The sequence below is a fragment of the Aliivibrio logei genome (assembly GCF_001691055.1).
GTDB lineage: Bacteria > Pseudomonadota > Gammaproteobacteria > Enterobacterales > Vibrionaceae > Aliivibrio > Aliivibrio salmonicida.
In genome coordinates, this window is sequence record NZ_MAJU01000008.1 from 1,069,821 (window position 1) to 1,089,066 (window position 19,246).

Sequence of the window (19,246 nt, forward strand, 5' to 3'; positions counted from 1 at the left end):
GACTCTCCATCGACTTCAGTGTCTTCATCAACAATCCAACCTTATTAGGCTACAGATCTGTGCTTCAGCACGACCCCAATGCAAATCATAATGAGTGAATAACCCAAGAACAATGTAAGACGTCAGCAACAAACCAACCAGTAATGCAAACGCAAAACCCAATGAGAAAATGTTTAATTGCGGTGCGGCACGAGTCATAACACCAAACGATAAATTCACCGTAAGTAGCGCAATGATCCCAGACAATGACATACTTAAACCGGCTTTCATCATAATGCCAAGCCAACCAGCAAGAGATTGAAAATCAACACTGGTTAATTTACCGACTCCGACAGGCAACGTAGTGAAACTCATCACCGCAAAGTTAATCATTTTTAAGTGCCCATCCGTTCCTAAAAAGAACAAGATCGACAAAAACATAAACAATTGCCCAAGCAGAGGGGTATTTTGACCATTAGCCGGGTCAACCATAGAGGCAAAACCTAAACTCGATTGCATACCCAAGATTTGCCCAAGTAAGACGAATGTTTGGGTAACAAAAACAGTCACCATTCCCATCGCAACACCAATGATGATTTGCTCCGCAGTGGTCATAAAACCTTGAAAAGACAACAATTGGATTTCAGGAGGCATTGCAGGAATCGCTGGCATGACCGCAAACGTAATACTTAATCCCAAATACAGTCGAATTTTAGGTGACACAAATCGAGCCCCAAACACCGACATCACCATTAACATGGAAGAAATTCGAGTGTAGGGCCAAAAATAGGTCGCAATAAAATCTAAAACTATTTGAGTTGGGTATTCCATAACATCAGCTTGTGCTTAGTAATTTGTATTTAGTCATCAAGTCGTTGTGTATCAACACTGGATTAATAAAGTATCGTCGGCATTCGAGCGATCAGCTCATAAAAATATTCCATCAACATTCTCGTCATCCAATGTCCAAATAACATTAATGATAATAGCGTCACGATCAAACGAGGTAAGAAACTCAACGTTTGTTCATTGATAGAGGTTGCCGCTTGGAAAACCGCAACCACCAAACCAATTAATAAGCTTGGAATAATAATGGCACACACCATGATAAGCACCATGTACAGTGCGCCGCGGAATAGCTCAATGGCCATTTCAGGGGTCATGTTGGATCCTTAAGTAGTAAAGCTGCCAGCGAGAGTTGAAAGGATTAAATTCCACCCATCGACCAACACAAACAACATAAGTTTAAATGGTAACGACACGATCATTGGCGAAAGCATCATCATACCCATGGCCATCAATACTGATGCCACCACTAAATCGATAATTAAAAACGGCAAGAACAGCATAAAACCCATTTGGAATGCGGTTTTTAGCTCGGAAGTAATGAAGGCTGGAATAACGACCGTAATTGGCACATCTTCTGGGTTTTCAACTTCTACGCCTGACATATTCACAAACGTTTCTAAATCTTTAACACGGGTTTGCGCCAGCATAAATTCTTTCATTGGGATTTGAGCAGCATCAAACGCTTCACGTGCTGTAATTTCTTCACCAATATAAGGCTGAATCGCCGTCTCATTTACCTTGTCAAAAACCGGCGCCATAATGAAGAAAGTTAAAAACATCGCAATACCGATGATCACTTGATTCGAGGGCGTCTGTTGTAGACCCATTGCCTGTCGTAAAATCGACATCACAACAACAATTCGAGTAAATGAGGTCATTAGGATAACCATCGCAGGCAAAAAGCCTAGCATGGTCATTAACCCTAATATTTGGAGATTAACAGAATAGTCTTCGCCACCGCTGGCATTTGTCGTCATGGTAAATGCGGGAATGCCACCACCTGAACTGCTGCCTTTTGCAATGGTTTTTGCAGCCCCTGAATCTTTTTCCATTGCAGTAACGGTCATGCCTTCAGCACTGGCCGCAGTCGCAGGAATAGAGGTTGCTAAGTCATCAACTGCCCATGCAGGCGATGCCATAAAGAATAGGGAAAAAACCGCCAGAGTGACGGCAATTAAATTAGTTTTTAGCATCTTTCTTCATCAGTTGGCTGAGTTGTGTTGAAAATGGCGTTAGTTTTTTTTCGTTCACTTCTAACGGTTTTTCAAGCTTACTTAGCATATTGATATTTTGAGAAGTGATCCCAATTAGGAATTGTTCTTCTCCAACTTGAATAACAGCAACTCGCTCTTTTGTACCAACAGGCAATTGTTTCACAATGTTCATGCCACCGCCTGAACCACCAGTCATACCGGGAACTTTCATTCGTTTTAATAACCATGCAAAGAAAAGAATCAATGCAATAACAAAAATAAGAGAGCCTAACGTTGCCGCTAAGTCGATATTTGGTGCACTCGTTGCTGCGAACAAAGGAAAGGGCAAAAATGCCAATAACCATAGCTGTTTCATATTCCTTTCCTTTTTGTTCAATGTTGTTCGATTAACGCAATTTCTTAATACGTTCAGTTTGGCTGATAACGTCAGTTAAACGAATACCAAACTTGTCATTCACGACAACGACTTCGCCATGAGCGATAAGCGTGCCGTTAACCATAACGTCCAGTGATTCACCAGCGATACGATCAAGCTCAACCACAGAACCTTGGTTAAGTTGCAGTAAGTTACGAATACTAATATGTGAGCGCCCTACTTCCATAGAAATAGTCACAGGAATATCTAGAATCGTATCAAGCTTACGGCGTTCATCTTCGTTAAACGCAGGTGCTGTTTCTTCTAAATCTTCCAGAGGTGCACTTACTGCTTCTGCACTTTCACTTAATGCTGCTGCCCATTCGTCAGCCATTTGTTGCTCATTTGAATCCATGATCCACTACCTTATCTATTTCTTATTCGTCATCTAAATCAAATAAAACGTCTTTACCTAAGAAGGCAAGATCCGTTTTGACCATGTCTGGGCGCTTGATTTTCTCTGTGATCTGTACTGCTAATTTATCACCAGATTTACCTACTTTACCGCGATACGTCGGTAAATCTTCGACAAACACGGTTGCGGCTTCTGGCATTTCAATTGGAATAATATCACCCGCTTGAAGGTCCATTAGATCGCGTAATGAGATTTCGCTTTCTAATAAATTCACTTTCATTTCAACAGGAACGTCCATGATTTCATCACGTAACGCTTTACTCCATCGAACATCGGTGTCCATCTTGTCACTTTGAACACCAGCATCAAGTAGTTCGCGTATCGGTTCAACCATTGAGTATGGGAACACGACATGGAAATCACCACCGCCACCGTCAACTTCAATATGGAATGAGCTTACGACAATAACTTCTGTCGGGCTTACAATGTTTGCCATGGTTGGGTTAACTTCTGAATCTAGGTATTCAAATTCAACCCCCATGACAGGAGACCATGCTTCTTTGTAATCTTCAAAAACAACTTTCAACAATAGCTGAATGATTCGACGCTCAGTCGGTGTAAATTCACGACCTTCGATCTTAGCGTGGAAACGTCCATCACCACCAAAGAAGTTTTCAACTAAAATGAAAACCAAACGCGCTTCCATCGTAACTAATGCCGTGCCTTTCAATGGACGAAAACGCACCATATTCAGACTTGTCGGTACATAAAGTGTATTTTGATACTCACCAAATTTAACCATTGAAACGCCGTTAATCGACACTTCCGCGGTTTTTCTCAGCATATTAAATAAGCTAATACGCATATGACGAGCGAAACGTTCATTGATCAACTCCAGTGTTGGCATTCGACCACGAACGATTCTGTCTTGCGATGAAAAGTCAAAACTCTTCATCGTGCCTGAGCTGTCATCAGCACCGACAACATCATCTTCTACGTCATCTACACCATGAAGTAGAGCATCAATTTCATCTTGGGATAATAGATCTGTCACATTGAACCTATTGCATTACAAAGTCAGTAAATAATACTTTTTCAATTACAGGTTTCGCTGTAATTTTAGTAAAGGCATCTTGAATATCACGCGTTGCCTGTTCACGAAGTTCGATTCGACCACGAGGCTCTCTTAATTGCTCAACCGTTGCCGCAGCAAAAGTCGATAATAACGTACTTTCTACTAATGGCGTGTGCTGTTTTGCTATTGCTTCATTATCACTACCGCGCATCATTACTTGCACTTTTAATTGTACAAGACGATCTCGTTTATCACCTGTCACATTGAAAATAAAAGGCTGTGGCAAGTTTAAATACAATGCTGGCATTTTTGCTTCTAACGCCGCGATATCATGCTCTGTTGGTTCTGGTTTACTCTCTCCAGACATAAAGAACCAAGCGCCAACGCCTCCCACTACTAGCAATAAAACAAGTAGTGCGATGACAAACATCATCTTCTTTTTGCTTTTAGGTGCGTCACCCTGCTCAGCCATTGTCTTTCCTCTTGAATAAACCGTTAATTATTATTTTAAAAATCCGTTGATGCACTATTAAGCGTAAAAGCTAATACCATCTTTAGGTTTCGATACTTGAACATTAATTTCATGCTCTTCTGAAGACTCTTCACTGAAGCCAGAACCTTGACGAGACGATTCCTCTTTCTGATAACCATACTGTGAAGAATCACCTGAACTTTGTTGCTGTACAGACGTATCGGCCAATTGAATCCCTTGTTGAGCAAACATTTCACGTAATCGTGGTAAAGATTGTTCAATCGCCTCTTTTGCCTGTGGATTCGATACCGTAAATTGAACCCCAGCACTGTCTGCGCCCATATTTAGGCGAATGTACATGCGTCCCATTTCTGGTGGATCTAATCGAATATCAACGTACTTTAAATTCTTTGCCATCATCATATTGATGCGTTCTGCCACTTCATCACTGACTTGTTCTTGACGAATATTCAGTGGCATTGCAGCTGGATCGGTTCGCTGACTTGCGGTGACTTGTTGTGTTCCCGTTGTACCAGAAACATTAGACAGTTGTTGTGCAAACGAATCACTGCTTTTAGCGTCGGTTAAACTGATCGCTTCTCCATTGGCAATCTGTGTCATGCCTAATGCAGAAATGTCCATTTTACCTTTTTGCTTTTCAACTAACTTACCGGCTTCCGCCTCTGCTTTACCAATTAACGCCGCTGACGTTAACATTTCTTTGGTCGATTCTTTATTACCAGAAGCATCGCCCTTTTCTTTTGTTCCTTCCGATGACGCTTTGCTAGACTGTCCCCATTGAATTTCTTTTAATGGGTCAGACTTAGAAGTATCACCTTTTACCGATTCTTTTCCTGCCGCAGCGGCTTGGGCTTGAGTAAGCACAACCTCACCGTTTTCAGTCACTACTTTGTCTTCTGAATCAGAGGTTTCTTTATCTGATTTTTCTTTTAATTCTTTCTCTTTAACTAATGTGCCATTGGCTTGATCAAGTCGAGATAATAGCTCTGAGCCTTCTCCAACTTTCTCTTCAACGGTGTCTTCTTTTTTTTCTGCGTTATCATTTTTTTCTTTTTCTATGGCCGCTGCTTTTTCATCAGCGGCTGTTTTTTCTGTTTCCGCTGCTTTTTTGGCGTCTTCTTTGGCCTCTAAACCCATCAACTCTTTCAGCTCTTCAATGAAGCCTTCTGAATCGTTTTTTTCTACGGCAGCCGTTTTAGTATCAGGCTTTACAGGCGCAGTGGTGTTGATACTTTTTAATGATAAGTCATTACTGCTCATAGTATGTTCTCTACATTGAGTGTGGATTTTTTGACGAGTGCCATAGAACACTAATTTTTACTATTTTAAAGCAAGTATTAAGCCACTTTTAATTAGACCTTTCACAACGTCTGTTTAAAAGCGACATAATCACAGGAGAAAAAGAGAATACGACCAAGCGAGAAGTGATAAATAAAAGACGTGTTAACGAAACTATTTTGGCCTACGTGCAAATTGCAACGTCACGTATTCATCCATCATTTTTTGTTCTTGTTTATCCAGCATTTTTTGTTTTTCTGCTTTTTTCTTATCCATCATCCACTCATAAGAGCGACGTTGCTTACGGGTTTCTTGCCAATAGGTTTGACAGTTATCCACTTGAGAAGTGAAATGAGATTCCGCACTCTTTTGTTTTGTTAGGGTTTCATCTAACTGAACAAGAAATTTATTTAGGTGGCTGTATTGGCTTGCAGTTAACCCTTTCTGACCACGTTCTAATAGCTGATTACAGTAATCCAAACGGTATTTTTCAATTTGTTTTACTTGCTCATAAAAATTATCCAATTCAGATTTGGCTTTGTTTAACGCCAGTACCGATTGGTTCTCTCTTTCTTGAGCTTGTTCTAGTAAAAAATCAAAGGCACTGCTCATGCAATTTCCTCGTGGTCATTAAAGGGTTTTACAACGAAAAATAAGTTAAATAACGATTAACCACTTAACAACATTTTAAGCATGTTTTTACACATATCGAAAGGAACCGTTTCTTTCATGCGTTGCTGCAAGTATTCATCTAATCGTGGTTTCAACGTAAAGGCTTGGTCTATCGCCGGATTCGTTCCTGGTTTATACGCACCGATAGAAACCAGATCTTGGTTTTTACGACACGTGGCCAGAACTTGACGCACCGCTTTTGACATCAGCATGTGCTCTTCGTCCGTAATCTGTGGCATAACACGGCTGACAGAACGTTCAACATCAATCGCCGGATAATGTCCTGCATCGGCCATTTCTCGTGATAATACAATGTGACCATCCAAAATAGCTCGGGCAGCATCGGCAATTGGATCTTGCAAATCATCGCCTTCAGTTAACACGGTAAAGAAGGCCGTGATAGAACCTTGATCTTCATTACCGTTACCCGCACGTTCAACCAGTGCAGGTAATTTAGCGAATACCGATGGCGGATAGCCCTTGGTCGCAGGAGGCTCACCAACCGACAAGGCGATTTCACGCTGAGCTTGAGCAAAACGAGTCAGTGAGTCCATTAATAACAACACGTCTAACCCTTGATCTCGAAAGTATTCAGCAATGGTTAAAGCGGTTTGGCACCCTTTTAATCGCATTAATGGTGATGAATCGGCAGGAGCAGCAACAACAACAGAACGTTGGCGGCCTTCTGTACCCAGAATGTCTTCAATGAATTCTTTTACTTCTCGTCCACGTTCACCAATCAGCCCCACAACCACAACTTGAGCCGTGGTACCACGAGTCATCATGCCAAGTGTGACCGATTTACCCACACCTGAACCTGCAAAAAGACCAATACGCTGACCTTTGCCCACCGTCAGTAATCCATTAATGGCTTTTAAGCCAACATCCAATGGCTCTCTGATGGGTTTACGAGAAAGTGGATTGATAGGTGTTGATGTAAAAGAAGCCGTTTGTTCAGTGTAAATATCACCTAACCCATCGATAGGTTTACCAACACCATCAATGACTCGGCCCAATAATTCCATACCAACAGGTATGCCACTGACATCGGCAATTGGCGTGACTTTCGCTCCAGGTAATACCCCAGAGATTTGTTCGTTTGGCATTAAGAATAAATTGTCACCTGAAAACCCAACCACTTCCGCTTCAATTTCACCATTAACGGTTTCAACCATGCATGAGCTGCCAATCGGAGCTCGGCACCCTGTCGCTTCAAGGGTTAGTCCAACAACACGAACTAACTTGCCAGAGGCAATCGCACGGGTTGTCAGTCCTGATGTTTTGTATTGAGAAAGACGTTCAGATAACGGCAGCATTTACTGATTTCCTTGATGACGATTCACACCACAAAACTTAGTTAATACGGTTTTAATTCTCTCTTCCAGCAAGTAATTCACTTTAGAGTCAAATGCTTGAATATTAATATCGCCTAAATTCATGGATGGCTCGATAGATAAGGTCCATTGCTTTTGAGCTAACGCTTCTTCGCCATACGCCTCAACCACTCGTTGGTGATCTTCAGGATTTAACGATATTTTAATTTCTCGCTCCGTCACGGGAAGGGTATCTACCGCTTCACGTACCGTGTCTAAAATAATTTGAGGATTGGTTTTTACTTCAACATGAGTCACTTCTTTAGTTAACGCCAATACCATGTCGATAAGTTGTTTTTCTACTTGAGAATCAAGTAAGGCAAGCGGTTCAGAAAATTTATCCGCCATTTCAATCAATTGTTGAATACGCGCTTGGATCTCAGCTTGTCCCGCTGCGATACCTTCATCATAACCCACTTGATAGCCCTCAGGCTTACCTGTTTCAAAACCTTCTGCTTGGCCTTTTTCTAGCCCTTCTTTGTAGCCAAATTCTTGACCTTCCAATTTCCCTTCATTATAAGCGCCTTGCTTGATCTGCTCGATGATTTCATCTGTCAGTACAAACTCTTCAGCCACTTCTTCTTTCGGTAATGACGGCGTCCAGCTTGGGTCATAGTTTAATGCAGTTTCACGAGCAGGGTTTGCAGGATCAGAGTAATCAGGAGATTGCCAAATATTTGTTTTTTGCAGTTCACTCTCATCGGTAATACGAATAAAACCACGTTTTTTGCTGAGACTCATGATGATAACCTGTAGGGATATAAGAAGATTAAATTAGAATTCAGATACTTATTTTGAATATCAAAAAGTATAACGGCCATTCCATAATCTAATGAAATAGCCGTTTAATTATAGCTTAGAAGACGACATCGTATTACACGAATTCATCAGCACCACCGGTTAACATAAGGTCACCGGAGTCCGCCATTCTTCTCGCCACAGCCAAGATCTCTTTCTGTGCCGCTTCAACATCAGCAACACGTACCGGTCCCATGGCTTCAAGATCATCACGCATAAGTTCTGCCGCACGTTTCGACATACACTTAAACATTTTCTCTTTAAGACCGTCATCTGCACCTTTAAGCGCTTTTTGTAGCACTTCTTGTGGTACATCACGCAGCAACATTTGAATACCCGTATCTTGAACATCTATCAGGTTTTCAAACACAAACATTAGATCTTGAATTTGCGTTGCTGTTTCTTCATCTTGATCACGGATTTGATCCATCAACATACCTTCAATACTGTTATCTAGGTAGTTCATGATTTCTGCCGCCGCTTTCAGGCCGCCAATTTTGGCTGCTTGAGCACCAGATTGACCCGCGAATTGTTTCTCCATGATTTCGTTCAATTCAGCCAGTGCTGATGGTTGAACTTCTTCAAGGTGTGCAATACGCATCATTAAGTCAAGACGAACACGTTCAGGGAACTGGGATAAAATCTCAGCAGACTGATCAGGGTCTAAATAAGACAGTACTATCGTTTGGATCTGTGGATGCTCATTCATAATGATACTAGCCACTTGACGAGGATCCATCCATTTCAATGAATCCAACCCTTTAGACCCGCTGCCCAATAAAATTTGGTCAACAAGGTTGTTGGCTTTGTCTTCACCAAGTGCAGCAACTAATGCATTACGCATAAAGTCTTCGCTGCCCATGCCAATCGTTGTGTACTTCTGAATATCTTCTAAGAAAGCACGGTGAATCGCGGACACTTTAGTCTGATTTAAATCAGACACTGTTGCCATTGCTGCACCGACTTTCTGAACCTGTTTTGGTTCTAAATGGCGAATGATACTTGCGGCGTCATCTTCACTTAAACTAAGTAATAGAATCGCTGCGCGCTCTGAGCCCGATAATGAAGAAAGATCAAACTCTGTCGCGTCTTCCTCTTTCTTGTCTGCTTCAATAATGTCATTAGCCATTTTCAGATACCCAATTTTTAACTACTTGCGCTGCTAATTCTGGTTCATTTGCAACAAGTGCACGAACCGCTTTCAATAAATCTTCATCTTTATGCAGATTTGGTAAATCAATGCCTGAACCAAATTCAAATCCATCGCCATCCAAATCACTGCCAATCAGTCCCATGTCGCCATCAGCGCCAGTGTTACCATTCGCAAGGGCATCTTCTTCTGCTTGATTAGGGAACAGAAGTTTATTCATCGCAGGACGTACAAGAATAAGAAGCACAGCAATAATAACTAATGCACCAGCAAGCCATTTAACCCACTCGTTAAAGTTAGGATTTTCCCAAATAGGCACATCAATTGAAATTGGTTGCTCTTCAATCGCAAACTTCACACTGATAACATTCAGTAAGTCACCACGATCTTCGTTAAGACCCACACTGCCAATTATAATTTGACGAATTTTATCAATTTGTTCAGTCGGTACTGGTGTATACGTTACTTCACCCGTATCAGGATTGACCGTTCTAAGTTCTTTGACTGCAACAGAAACCGTTTGACGAGACAATGTCCCCGTTTGCTTTCGCTCATGGCTGATCGTCGTATCCAATTCAAAATTTCGAGTCGCTTCTTTATGAACCGCGCCCTTACCAAGCACTGAACCGTCTTTTAGCTCAGAAATGTCTTGCGGAATAGCAGAATCAACAGGCGGTTGATTGCTCAATGCCCCAGGGATACCCGCAATGACATTGCCATTGTTGTAATCTTCTAATGTGTATTCACTTCGTGTTGATGGTGTTTGCGGATCGAACTGTTTACGCGTTTGTTCAATCGCGCTGAAATCCATGGATACATCAACTTGTGCGGTATAGTTACCTAAACCGAGAATAGGAATAAGAATCGCATCAATTTTATCGCGTAAAGATTGCTCTTGTTTACGCTCTAACTCTTGTTCTTTACGATGCGCTGTCGCCATTGGATCTTGCGAACCAGAACTCAATAAACGACCGTGTTGATCCGTCACCGTGACACGCGTTGGTTTCATGCCAGGAACGGCACTTGATACCATATCAACAATCGAATCGACTTCTTCTTGTTTTAAATTTGCGCCCATACGCATCGTCAAGAATACCGTTGCAGAAGCTTCTTGATTATGACGTACAAACACACTTTGTTTTGGCATTGCAAGTAGCACTTGAGCTTTACGAATTGGACGCATTTGCTCAAATGTACTGGCTAATTGACGTTCACGGCTTAATTTTAGACGTTCTAGCTCTAAACGCTGTGAAACACCAAAGCCCATGTCTTGTAATAATATCTCGTCCCCTTCTCCGTTAACGCTGCCATTTAAGCCAGCACGTGAAAGGTTAAGTTTCATTTGACTGAATTCTGAAGCAGGAACTAAAATCGTATTCCCATCCAGTTTGTATTCTGCTTTTTGAGCATCAAGATGGTCGAGAACTTGAATAAGTTCGTCTGTTTCATAGACACCCAATGGGCGCATTTCAGGTTCTTGAACCCAAAAAAACAGCATAACGATCAACGCAACACAGATAGAAACAGACAGAACTAAGATAACTTGACGTAATAAATCAAGGTTACCTAATGCTGAATCCAACTTTGATGAACTTTGCTCATCAACGTCTGGGTTCTGTACATCAACAGAGCTATCAAGTGCCATTGCACCGCCTATTGACATATCATCAGATACTGACAAATCTGTATTTTTCTTATCTTCCGACACGGCTTACTTCCTAGATATTATACAGGCATGTTCATTAGTGTTTTATAAGCGTCTACTAGCTTATTTCGTACTTGAATGGTTGCATCAAAAGCAACACTTGATTTATTTCTTGCGATCATAACGTCAGATAATGAAACCCCTTCATCACCTCGGTCAAAACGCACAGCCAAATCACTTGACGCTTGTTGTAGACCATTTACGTTATTTACTGCTTTTGCAAACATAGCACTGAAGTCCGCACCGACTTCTTTACCTGTTGCTGGACGCGTCGTATTTGTCGCGTCTAGCATCATTGCTTGCATTTCGTCCTGTATACCACCGATTTTCATTTATCTTTCTCCGACCCAGTCAACTAATTGACTTAATGTTACGACCCGAAGTATATAAAGCAATTTACATACCAAAATATCAATAAACGTAACCCATTGTTTAACTTGGGATATCTATTCCAGCGTCACGCATTTTTGCTAATTTATATCTCAGTGTTCTTGGGCTGATACCTAGCTTTTCAGCCACTTCTTTACGCTTTCCATCACACGCTTTAATCGTTTCAAGAATAATAATGTATTCTTGCTCACGTAATTCCCCACCCAGCCCTGTCGACGAACTTGATGCATCCATATTGACGCTATCTGTTGATTCAACTGAAGGTTCATTTATTGACGGTATTTGTTGCTCAGGCTTAATCGTTGGCACTTCACCACTGACTATTTTCTGTAAACTACTTGCATCAGCCCAATCAACACCTTCAAGTAATATGTCATCCGCAGTGATGTAATTCTCTTCTGCCAAAATAAGAGCACGTTGAACAACATTGTCTAATTCACGTACGTTACCAGGCCAAGGATACATCTCTAATTTGGCAATCGCTTCAGAGGTTAATGTCGGCACTGGCAGGCCTTGTTTTTGACAGTGACGCTCAACCAAATGTTGAGCCAGAGGAATAATATCCCCTTTACGTTCTTTTAATGGCGGCCATGCAATTGGGAACACATTTAGTCGGTAATATAAATCCTCACGGAAATTACCTTCTTCAACGTATTTCTTAAGATCTCTGTTACTGGTTGCCAAAATACGAACATCTAATTTGATGCTCTTACGGCCACCTAAACGTTCCACTTCTCTCTCTTGAAGCACTCGAAGCAATTTAACTTGTAAGTTAAGGTCCATTTCACTGATTTCATCCAGTAAAATAGTGCCACCTTGAGCTTGCTCAAACTTGCCCGGACACGCTTGAACTGCACCAGTAAAGGCACCTTTCTCATAACCAAATAAAGTTGCTTCCAACATATTATCTGGAATTGCCGCACAGTTAATGGCAATAAAAGGCCCTTCACTGCGTTGGGAATTATTATGAATATAGCGAGACATAACTTCTTTACCTGAACCACTAGGCCCAAGTACCATCACGTTCGCGTCAGTTCTTGCCACTTTGTCAGCTAACTTAAGTAATTTTAAGCTTTTTTCATCAGCTACAATGGCATTGCCTGTTTGTTCGTTTTTAACTGGCGCATAGCGACTGACCATATTAAGCAGCACTTCTGGCGCAAACGGCTTCGCCATGTAATCAATTGCGCCATCTTTCATTGCTGAAACGGCATCTTCAATATTGGCGTAAGCGGTCATCAATAAAACGGGCAAATTCGGCCAATTTAATTTAATGCTACGAAGCAAGGCTAATCCACCCATTCCTGCCATTTGCACATCAGAAACAACAATATCAACGGGTTCTTTCTTCAAGATAAGTAATGCAGTTTCCGCACTATCCGCCTCTACCCACTCATAACCTGCCAATTCCAATGTGTCGATCAATGCTTCGCGTAGACCTTCATCATCTTCAACAATTAATACTTTGCTTTGAGCCATTGTTATTCTCCAGAATCAGTTTGAGTAGTGGTTAGAGGAATTGACATGGTGAAGCACGCACCATCATCTGGTTTTGAATACAAATCTAATTGCCCTTTGTGTGCTCGGCAAACCATTTGAACAACCGCCAAACCAAGACCTGTGCCTTGTGACCGTGTTGTAAAAAAGGGTTCCATAATTTTATCTTGTAGCTCAAGCGGAATACCGGGGCCGTTGTCTTGCACCGATATTTTTAAGAAACCGTTAACTGGTCGAAAAAAGACATCAATTTGAGCGCCTTTTCCAATGACCTGAATCGCATTCATAATGAGGTTACTGATGGCACTTGCAATGGCGTTTGCATTTCCCATCATCGTTGTATGTTCATGCTCAACTTCTAAGTAGTAATCAACGTTATTCGATTGCAATGCGGTTTCTACCATTGGGCGATATTCAGCAACAAGCTCTGCAATTGAAAAAGGTTTAACCACTTTATTGTCGCCGCCTTTGGCAAACAACAGCATGTCATTCACTTGTTTTTCTAGATCATGAAGTCTATCAACAAGTTTGGTTTGAAATCGTTTGTGTGTCGCGGCAGGGAGATTTGGAGAGCCTAGATTAGAGGCATATAGCATGGCGCTTGATAGTGGCGTTCTTACTTGGTGAGCCAAAGAAGCCACCATTTTACCTAATGAAGATAAACGCTGTAGATCACTGACGCGAGATTGTAATAGCCTTGTTTCAGTCAAATCCGTAATAAGAATCAACTGGCCCGTCGCAGACGCAGAGATAGCTAAACGTACTTTTCGTCCACTGCGTAAAGAGATCTCGTGACCATCATCTTCTTTAGGATCAAACGATCGTTGAATGACTTCAAACCAGCGTTCACCTAATAATGGCGGACCTAATAACTTAACCGCTTCAGGGTTTACTTCACACACAATGCCTTGGGTATCCAATAGGATCACACCAGCAGGCATAACATCAAGCACTTGCTTATATCGTGTATTTTGCTCTTCTACCGAACCAAGAAGTGAGTAAGATTCACTCTCAATATTACCTTGCATATATTTATTTCCCGCCAAAACAACAAAAGGGCTGATGCATTTTACATGCCAGCCCTTTTGTTGTTAATTATCAATAAGTTAATCTAAAAACTTATTGACAGTGACGAGTCAATTAATTGTCACACACTATCTGACGTCATCTTTATTTAGATTGTATTTACGCATTTTCTCAACAAGAGTCGTACGACGCATACCTAACATATCAGCAGCACGAGCAACAATGCCGTTCTGAGCTTCTAACGCTTGGCAGATCATATTAACTTCGACATCCGCAAGCATCTCTTTTAGATTTAATCCATCTTCAGGTAAATCACTTGAAGAAGGCCCAAAACTTTGATTATTTACTTGAGGTACACCACCATCATTGAAGTTTGCAAACATATCCGCTAACGCAGCTTGTTCTTGCTCTTCAATACTTTGCTGATTGTGGTTTTCTGGTTGAAATTCAGGAATATCACTGTAACGATACTTAGTGGGTAAATGGTTAACGTCAACCGACTCACCAGGAAATAAGATCATTAAGCGTTCAATTAAATTAGCCAGTTCACGGACGTTACCCGGCCAATGGTGTTCCATTAATGAATTAACAGCACGAGGCGTTAAGCGCACACGAGTACTGCCTTCTGCTTCCATTCTTGTTAGTAATTCTTGCAGTAATAACGGAATATCCTGTTTACGTTCACGCAAAGCAGGCATTTCAATTGGGAAGACATTTAAGCGGTAATAAAGGTCTTCACGAAAACTGTTATTTTCAATCATTTCATCAAGATTACGATGCGTTGCCGCAACAATACGTACATCCGCTTTAATGCTTTGATTACCACCAACACGCTCAAAACAACGCTCTTGAAGTACTCGAAGTAACTTCACTTGCATCGACATTGGCATATCACCGATTTCATCTAAGAAAAGCGTACCACCTTGAGCCAATTCAAAACGACCTTTACGAGCAGTGATTGCCCCAGTAAATGCGCCTTTTTCATGACCAAAGAGTTCACTTTCAAGAAGATCAGGGGGAATCGCACCACAGTTAACCGGTACAAATGGTCCTTTACGACGAGGAGAATGATAATGCAGATTACGAGCAACCACTTCTTTACCCGTACCAGATTCACCCAATACAAGTACACTTGCTTCGGTACCGGACACTTGCTCAATCAAATGACGAACGGCGCTAATCGCTGAACTTTGTCCAACCATACTGCGAAATAACGTATTTTTTCTACCAAGATGAGGAATACCTAAGCCACGACGACCCATGAATTCTTGACAATGACGCAAGGCATCTGTCAGTTGAGGATAGTTAATCGGTTGATTCAATTCACCCACATAGTTAGTTAAATCCTCAATATCATGCGTAGCCCCCGCAATCATGATAACGGGAATATGGTTATGAGAAACCAGTGAGTGTTTGATTGATTTTTTTAAGGATTCATCAGTAACTTTACCTAAAAAGCATGCGCTCCAAGGATCACTCCAGTCAAAAGTAGACAGTTCTGATGTTGAGATAGCATGACAATGCTCGCCAATAAACTCAAGAATTACCTCAAGATTATGTCGGTTCTGATCGTCATCTTCAATAATTAGTGTCTTTGCTAAACCTTGCATAGGAGTGTGATATGCCTTAATTCTTTGATTTAATTGGCCAATTCATTGAACAGCAACAAAATTGTTTCACCATTTTATAGCATAAGAAAAATAAGGCAACCATGAGCGTCAATCTATCGACGCCATATCATCACCCGTACGGTAAATGAGAGGTTAGTATAATAATTTAAAACTAAATTTGATTTATACGTAATTGTTATATTCCGACTTGATCGGCTGTCAAATTATGAAATTCAGCGGGGATTTGATCCCATGCAGATTTGATTTCACGCAGCATCTCAACCACATCATCAATCGGTTGAGCTTCATTATTTTGATTTGCTTGTGAAATTTGACGGATCATAAAATCATACAGAGAATCTAGGTTGCTCGCAATGTCACCACCGTCATCCATTGATAAACAAGAACGTAAACTAATTACGATATCTAATGCTTTACCAAGACGCTCGCCTTTTACAGCAGTATTGCCCTGTTGCATTGCTGCTTTCCCTTGGATCAGGCGCTCAATTGCACCAGCCATCAACATTTGAATGACCTTATGAGGTGATGCAGCACTTAATTGGCTATCAATTGATACCTTTTTATATGCCTGTAGTGAGCCTCTCATCGTATTTCCTCAGTATTATTGAAATTTTCTATAGAGCTGAACCGATTTTTTCGCATGGTTCAACTTTTGATAATCTAATGCAAATTGCTGACTTAGAGTGGTCATTTGTTTAATGATCAATTCAGTTCGTGCAATTGCGGTTTGCCATTCAGTAGAATTCACTATTTCTGACACTTGCATACAGTCATGCAAAAGTTGTTCCCGATCTGATAAAAAAGTAGCCAGCAATTCAAAATTAATATCGTGGGCTTGATATTCTTGTTGTAATTGCTGATCTAATTCGTTCAATTTTGCTAATAAATCCATCGGTAACACCTTTTTTGACTTCTACTCTGCTTGTTAACCTAACGCATTCATCATGCCAGACAATTGGGCTTTCATTTTCCCTGTCACATCTTGCATGTTGGCAAATTTATTGCGAGTTCGCTCTTGAACACTGTCCATTCGACGATCCAAATCAACTTGTTGATCATTTAAACGGTAATTCTGGTCACGTAACGTATTCATACGTGTACGAATTGGCCCCGCGACCCCAGTCATACTCTGAATAACGTCTTCAACTTTTTTAGCAAAACCTTTAGAACCGTCAAAAAATGTGTGCATTTGACTGAAGTTCTCATTCAATTGACGATCAAGCATTGCATCATTGATTTCTAAAGAGCCTTGACGAGTGGTTGAGATACCAAGCTCGATCAAGGTTTTTATCCCTTTAGGTGCCGATTCCACTGGAGCAACAAAGACTGACTTTAAACGAGATTCAGCAGAACGAACGACACTGTCCCCAGCCAATGGACCACTTTCCCCTGTCGCAGGATCAAACCCACTCAGTGATTGCGTGGTTTGATAAAACTGGTTATAGGTTGTTACAAACTGCTCGATAGCGGCTTTCACACTCGCTCGGTCAAACTCAACGTCTAATTCAACACGTTTACCGTCTTTTGTGGTTGTATTCTTTAATGTTAAATCAATGCCTTGAATTGCATCTTGAATAACATTGGTGTCACTACTAATTCGAGCTACACCATCTAACACCACTTTAGCACTGGTTGCCGATTGCACTTCTTGAAGCCCTGAATAAAGGGGTTTTCTTGGCTTCATTTGATCCACTAAATCTTCAATGGGCTCTAGCTTTTTCTTCGCTATTTCTTTAAGTGCAGTAGGAACTTGTTCAATTTTTTCTTTTGCTATCTCAACGACGTCTTTCTTTGGCGCAGGTTGAGATGGTTCATAAGTAATGCCCGCGGCATTAAATACGGTGTCAGGTGTTTGTCCAATTTCGGCAAGGGCTTCTGCGGCTGATTGATCGCCTTGCTTTGCCGCTTTTGCTAATTCAATTTTTTCATCAGCACTTGGTAATGCGGCTTGTAATGTACCCGCTGTTCTTTCGCTCCAACCAGACATGCCAGAGGTAGGATCCGTTGGATCTTCTAACGTAGACAATGCCGCTGTCGCTTCTTGCTGCTGAACGATTTCTTTGGCCGCTTGATCAAGTTCAGCCGTCTCACGTTTTGCGTTATCAATAAGTGGTTTGAAATAAGCGAATTTCTCTTCATCTGACAGATCTTTCACTTCTTCTTTTGTTATTTGAACTGGCGCTTGAGGAGATTGTTGCGCTAATAACGTCGGAATATCATATTCAGTCGACACTGAAGGATCAAAATCAGGATTAAATCCAAAACGATGCAGTGTATTATTATATTTAGCTTTTACATCGATTTTGATTTCATTGCTTTCCCCTGGTTTGTCAGAGGCAAGAATCAGACGAGATCCGCCATCGTCTTTAACGATAGAAGACTGCACTCCCGGATTACCAGGTGCGCTGTTAATTTGTCGTACAATGTCGGTGATTTTATTCTGATCACCAACGACCGTCAGTGAGAACTCTTTTTCACCAAGATGAATAGTTAATTCACCAGGGCCAAATCTTGCGTCCTCTTTTACTGGAGACGATGCTAACTTTTGTGCTTGTGCCAATTGCAATACATCAATCGAGTATTTACCGGCAAGCGCATCTGGTGATGCAGTCGCATGAACGGCATCTTCATTACTGGTATTCACACTTCTCGAGGCAAACGTATCCTCTTGACGAAAAGTCGCCATCAGAGTTTTCATAGTATCTAACGATTCTTGCAGACGACCATAACCACTGATATTCATGTCTATGTCTGAACGCTCACGGTCGATGCGCTGCTGCTTTGGTAAGCGCTCGCTTTCAACTATTTTGCTCACCATAGAATTAATATCTAGGCCACCACCCATCCCCATCGGGCTCATACTCATGAATCGTTTTCCTCAATTAATGGTTTATATCTTCATGGCGATTAACCCTGATGCACTAGCAGCAAGATCTCTAGCAACTTCCAACATCTTTTCGTCTGGGATCTGGCGAATGATATCACCGGAGCTAACCTCAATAACGGTAATAACCTGCCGCCCTGATTCTTCATCAAGACGAAACGACAGTCCTCGATCTAAGCTTTTTACGTGTTCATTTAACGCTTTTACCGCGTTATGAAGTTCTTCTTTCTTTTTTGTTTCAAGCTTTTCCTGTGCTTCGACGACAATGGCTTGGCTAGGAGTCAATGATTCTGAATGCTCTACTGGCGCGGCCTGCGTGTCTGTTTTCACAGAAGGTGTTGGTTGTAGACTAGAACTAGCAATTTGCGTGCCGTCATTTGAAGAAAGAGAGGAGAAGATTGATGAAGAGACAGATGATAAGTTCATAATATTTTCCGCCTAATACGAAAAAAGACAGCAAGA

The 19,246-nt window shown here is 41.4% G+C and carries 21 protein-coding genes; all 21 read right to left on the minus strand.

Going from position 1 to position 19,246, the window contains the following annotated elements; all coding sequences use genetic code 11:
- Positions 1-27 precede the first annotated feature (27 nt).
- The 21 genes from fliR to A6E04_RS09095 all read right to left on the minus strand — a co-directional run bounded on the left by fliR (position 28) and on the right by A6E04_RS09095 (position 19,210).
- Positions 28-810 (minus strand): flagellar biosynthetic protein FliR, encoded by a 783-nt coding sequence (gene fliR / locus A6E04_RS08995; protein ID WP_012550799.1) that lies wholly within the window; start codon positions 808-810, stop codon positions 28-30.
- A 62-nt stretch (positions 811-872) separates the two neighbouring features.
- Positions 873-1,142 carry a flagellar biosynthesis protein FliQ gene (gene fliQ, locus A6E04_RS09000; protein ID WP_012550800.1) on the minus strand — a complete coding sequence of 90 codons (270 nt, stop codon included), beginning with the start codon at positions 1,140-1,142 and terminating at the stop codon, positions 873-875.
- A 9-nt stretch (positions 1,143-1,151) separates the two neighbouring features.
- Positions 1,152-1,967, minus strand: coding sequence for a flagellar type III secretion system pore protein FliP (gene fliP / locus A6E04_RS09005; RefSeq protein WP_370527174.1), 816 nt, complete (start codon positions 1,965-1,967; stop codon positions 1,152-1,154).
- Positions 1,968-2,007: 40 nt separating this feature from the next.
- Positions 2,008-2,397 (minus strand): flagellar biosynthetic protein FliO, encoded by a 390-nt coding sequence (gene fliO, locus A6E04_RS09010; protein ID WP_012550802.1) that lies wholly within the window; start codon positions 2,395-2,397, stop codon positions 2,008-2,010.
- 31 nt (positions 2,398-2,428) lie between these two features.
- A complete protein-coding gene (gene fliN, locus A6E04_RS09015) occupies positions 2,429-2,812 on the minus strand; it encodes a flagellar motor switch protein FliN (RefSeq protein WP_017023452.1) in 384 nt (127 codons plus the stop codon).
- Positions 2,813-2,834: 22 nt separating this feature from the next.
- Positions 2,835-3,866, minus strand: coding sequence for a flagellar motor switch protein FliM (gene fliM / locus A6E04_RS09020; protein ID WP_017023453.1), 1,032 nt, complete (start codon positions 3,864-3,866; stop codon positions 2,835-2,837).
- Positions 3,867-3,873: 7 nt separating this feature from the next.
- On the minus strand, positions 3,874-4,359 hold the full coding sequence (gene fliL, locus A6E04_RS09025; RefSeq protein WP_017023454.1) for a flagellar basal body-associated protein FliL: 486 nt from the start codon (positions 4,357-4,359) through the stop codon (positions 3,874-3,876).
- 57 nt (positions 4,360-4,416) lie between these two features.
- Complete coding sequence (locus A6E04_RS09030) at positions 4,417-5,640, minus strand: flagellar hook-length control protein FliK (RefSeq protein WP_065610938.1); 1,224 nt, start codon at positions 5,638-5,640, stop codon at positions 4,417-4,419.
- A 192-nt stretch (positions 5,641-5,832) separates the two neighbouring features.
- A complete protein-coding gene (gene fliJ / locus A6E04_RS09035) occupies positions 5,833-6,270 on the minus strand; it encodes a flagellar export protein FliJ (protein WP_017023456.1) in 438 nt (145 codons plus the stop codon).
- A 56-nt stretch (positions 6,271-6,326) separates the two neighbouring features.
- The gene (fliI, locus tag A6E04_RS09040; protein ID WP_012550808.1) at positions 6,327-7,646 is read right to left on the minus strand and encodes a flagellar protein export ATPase FliI; all 1,320 of its coding nucleotides are present in this window, start codon (positions 7,644-7,646) and stop codon (positions 6,327-6,329) included.
- Positions 7,647-8,444, minus strand: a complete 798-nt coding sequence (gene fliH / locus A6E04_RS09045; RefSeq protein ID WP_065610940.1) for a flagellar assembly protein FliH — start codon at positions 8,442-8,444, stop codon at positions 7,647-7,649. It abuts the gene before it with no gap.
- Between the two features lie 133 nt (positions 8,445-8,577).
- A complete protein-coding gene (gene fliG / locus A6E04_RS09050; RefSeq protein WP_017023458.1) occupies positions 8,578-9,630 on the minus strand; it encodes a flagellar motor switch protein FliG in 1,053 nt (350 codons plus the stop codon).
- Positions 9,623-11,359: a flagellar basal-body MS-ring/collar protein FliF gene (gene fliF / locus A6E04_RS09055; RefSeq protein ID WP_017023459.1), complete on the minus strand. Its 1,737-nt coding sequence runs from the start codon at positions 11,357-11,359 to the stop codon at positions 9,623-9,625. The genes fliG and fliF overlap by 8 nt, the downstream gene beginning before the upstream one ends.
- Before the next feature lie 17 nt (positions 11,360-11,376).
- Complete coding sequence (fliE, locus tag A6E04_RS09060) at positions 11,377-11,688, minus strand: flagellar hook-basal body complex protein FliE (protein ID WP_012550811.1); 312 nt, start codon at positions 11,686-11,688, stop codon at positions 11,377-11,379.
- A gap of 100 nt (positions 11,689-11,788) precedes the next feature.
- On the minus strand, positions 11,789-13,225 hold the full coding sequence (locus A6E04_RS09065) for a sigma-54-dependent transcriptional regulator (protein WP_023603885.1): 1,437 nt from the start codon (positions 13,223-13,225) through the stop codon (positions 11,789-11,791).
- A gap of 2 nt (positions 13,226-13,227) precedes the next feature.
- A complete protein-coding gene (locus tag A6E04_RS09070) occupies positions 13,228-14,271 on the minus strand; it encodes a sensor histidine kinase (protein ID WP_017023461.1) in 1,044 nt (347 codons plus the stop codon).
- 126 nt (positions 14,272-14,397) lie between these two features.
- Entirely contained in the window at positions 14,398-15,879 is a 1,482-nt protein-coding gene (locus tag A6E04_RS09075) for a sigma-54 dependent transcriptional regulator (protein WP_017023462.1), read from the minus strand.
- 196 nt (positions 15,880-16,075) lie between these two features.
- A complete protein-coding gene (fliS, locus tag A6E04_RS09080; protein ID WP_012550815.1) occupies positions 16,076-16,486 on the minus strand; it encodes a flagellar export chaperone FliS in 411 nt (136 codons plus the stop codon).
- Between the two features lie 15 nt (positions 16,487-16,501).
- Positions 16,502-16,792 (minus strand): hypothetical protein, encoded by a 291-nt coding sequence (locus tag A6E04_RS09085; RefSeq protein WP_017023463.1) that lies wholly within the window; start codon positions 16,790-16,792, stop codon positions 16,502-16,504.
- Positions 16,793-16,825: 33 nt separating this feature from the next.
- Positions 16,826-18,766, minus strand: a complete 1,941-nt coding sequence (gene fliD, locus A6E04_RS09090; RefSeq protein ID WP_023603886.1) for a flagellar filament capping protein FliD — start codon at positions 18,764-18,766, stop codon at positions 16,826-16,828.
- 24 nt (positions 18,767-18,790) lie between these two features.
- Positions 18,791-19,210, minus strand: a complete 420-nt coding sequence (locus tag A6E04_RS09095) for a flagellar protein FlaG (protein WP_017023465.1) — start codon at positions 19,208-19,210, stop codon at positions 18,791-18,793.
- Between the last annotated feature and the right edge of the window lie 36 nt (positions 19,211-19,246).